Genomic DNA, 2,563 nt, shown 5'->3' on the forward strand with positions numbered 1-2,563 from the left:
GATGAAGGTGATGTTGTGGGCGGCCAGGATGTCCGCGAACTTGGCGTTTTCCGACAGGAAGCCATAGCCCGGATGCACGGCATCGGCGCCGGTGATCTCGCAGGCCGCGACGATCTGATGGATGTTGAGGTAGCTGTCGCGCGATGGCGGCGGCCCGATGCAGACGCTTTCGTCGGCGAGCCGCACATGCATGGCATCGGCGTCGGCGGTCGAATGCACCACCACCGTCTGGATGCCGAGTTCCTTGCAGGCACGCAGCACCCGAAGCGCGATTTCGCCGCGATTGGCGATGAGGATCTTCTGGAACATCCGGCCCGCTCTACTCGATCACAACGAGCGGCATGCCGTATTCGACAGGCGTCGCATCCTCGAACAGGATGGCCGTCACCGTGCCGGAGCGCGGCGAAGGAATCTGGTTCATCGTCTTCATCGCCTCGATGATCAGCAGCGTCTGGCCTTCCTTGACCTTTTGGCCGACTTCGATGAACGCCTTCGCGTCGGGCGATGGCGCCAGATAGGCGGTCCCGACCATCGGCGAGGTGATCGCGTTCTTCGCCACGTCGACCACTGCCGGGGCTGCCGCGGCAATGGGCTGGGCGGCTGACGGTGCATAGGCCGGCTGCGGTGCCGCGATCGCGTGCACGGCCGGGGCCTGCCGCGAAACACGCACCTTCAGGTCGCCCAGTTCAACCTCGATCTCGGTGAGGTTGGTGTCGTTCAGTATGCCCGCCAGATCGCGGATCAGCTGCTGGTCAACACCGGTCTTCTTTATCGACATTTTCGAGCCTTCTGTTTGTTGGCCGGTCATAGGCGTGCGGCCAGCGCCTGCAGGGCCAGCGTGTAGCCGAGCGGCCCAAAGCCACAGATCATGCCGACGGCAACCGGCGCGACCATGGACACGTGGCGGAATGGTTCCCGCGCATGGATGTTGGAAAGATGGACTTCAGCGACGGGCAGCGGCGCGATGGCGCGGATGGCGTCGTGGATCGCGATCGAGGTGTGGCTGTAGGCGCCTGGATTGATGACGATGCCGGCGGCCTTGTCGCCAGCTTCCTGAATCCAGTCGACAAGGTCGCCCTCGTGATTCGACTGGCGGAAATCGATCTCGAGCCCAAGTGCTGTGCCGGCCTGTTTGCAGTCCTCGGCGATCGCGGCAAGCGTCTTGCCGCCATAGATGCCCGGCTCGCGCTTGCCGAGCGCGTTGAGATTGGGACCGTTCAGGACGAAAACCGTTTTCAAAAAAGCCGACCTTTCCCGGCGCCGACATCAAGCCGGCGCGCTGGGCCCTCTATAATGGGCATAGACGCCTGCGAAAAGAGCGCAAGTGCGTTCTTTCACTGTCCACAACGCGCGGAAATGTACCCCTGAAAATATGCCCGTGAGCAAGATCAGAGCGCGGCTTTCGCCGCCTCGATCTTTTCAGCCAGCACTTCCTGTCCAAGCGCCCCGAACACCACCTCGTTGCCGACCACATAAGACGGCGTTCCGGTGATCGCCAGCTTGTTGGCAAGATCGTAGGTCTTGGAGAAGGCCTCGTTGATCGACGGGTCCTTCATCTTCTCGCGCAGCATCGCTTCGTCGGCGCCGAGCGAAAGCGCGATCTTGATCGCCGCCGCCTCGGTGGCGCGTCCCTGGCCGCCGAGCAGTGCGTTGTGGAACTCGCCATACTTTTCCGGCTTCATCAGGTGGAATGCCATCGAAACCACGCTCGCCTTCTGCGAATCCGGTCCGAGGATCGGGAACTCCTTGAGCACGAAGCGCAGGTCCGGATCGGACTTGGTCAGCGCCCGCATGTCGTCGATGGCGCGTTTGCAGAAGCCGCAATTGTAGTCGTAGAACTCGACGATGGTGACCTTGCCGTTCGGGTTGCCGACGACGCCGTCGAATGCCGAGTTGAAGATCTGGTCCTTGGCATCCTTGATGACACCCATATGGGCGATGCGCTGCTCTTCCTTCTGCTTGGCTTCGAGCGCGTCCTGAACCTCCAGAAGCACTTCCGGGTTCTTCAACAGATAGTCGCGGATGATACCTTCGACCTCGGTGCGGTCGATCTTGGTGTCGGACTCTGCCGTCTGGGCCGGCTGCGCCGTACCGGCCTTGGCAATCTGTGGGTTTCCGGCCACGAATCCGAAAGCCAGCATGGCCAGGGCGGCCACGGCCCCCGTGGTGCCCAGCAGCAGTGCCTTTTTCATCGTTCCTGTTCCTTCTACCTGTTTTTCCGGCCCGTTCGTCTGACTGTGTCGCAGCGTGCTGCCAGAAGGTTCACTTGATCTTGGTCGATGGTGCGTAGTTTATGATGTCCTGGGCGCGAAGCCATCGCGGTTCGCCGCGCTTCATCTGCTGCTGTGCCCGCATGGCGAAGATCTTAGCATCCTTATAGTTGCCGGAATAGAAATGACCTTCGGCGGTGGCAAGTTCTGCGCCCGGTATGTCACTCAGTTCGCCATAGGCCTGTGCAAGGTAGCGGTAACCGGCCGCATTTTCCTTGTCTCGCTGCAGACCATTGTTGATCTGCACGACGGCTTTCTTGAGGGATTCAGGCGTACCGACGGCCATCAGCGCC

The 2,563-nt window shown here is 61.4% G+C and carries 4 protein-coding genes and 1 pseudogene; all 5 read right to left on the minus strand.

Features of this window, described 5'->3' with window-relative positions; translation table 11 throughout:
* Positions 1-309 (minus strand): biotin carboxylase N-terminal domain-containing protein (locus tag ACXJ7R_RS29655; RefSeq protein ID WP_457154930.1); only part of this gene is annotated, 309 nt, incomplete at its 3' end.
* A 10-nt stretch (positions 310-319) separates the two neighbouring features.
* Entirely contained in the window at positions 320-778 is a 459-nt protein-coding gene (gene accB / locus ACXJ7R_RS29660; protein ID WP_457154931.1) for an acetyl-CoA carboxylase biotin carboxyl carrier protein, read from the minus strand.
* Between the two features lie 26 nt (positions 779-804).
* Positions 805-1,239 carry a type II 3-dehydroquinate dehydratase gene (aroQ, locus tag ACXJ7R_RS29665; RefSeq protein WP_095090709.1) on the minus strand — a complete coding sequence of 145 codons (435 nt, stop codon included), beginning with the start codon at positions 1,237-1,239 and terminating at the stop codon, positions 805-807.
* Between the two features lie 149 nt (positions 1,240-1,388).
* Positions 1,389-2,192, minus strand: coding sequence for a DsbA family protein (locus ACXJ7R_RS29670; protein WP_457154932.1), 804 nt, complete (start codon positions 2,190-2,192; stop codon positions 1,389-1,391).
* Positions 2,193-2,262: 70 nt separating this feature from the next.
* Positions 2,263-2,563 (minus strand): annotated as a pseudogene (locus tag ACXJ7R_RS29675) (M48 family peptidase); the annotation flags it as partial.

It is taken from the genome of Mesorhizobium sp. P5_C1 (genome assembly GCF_054049815.1).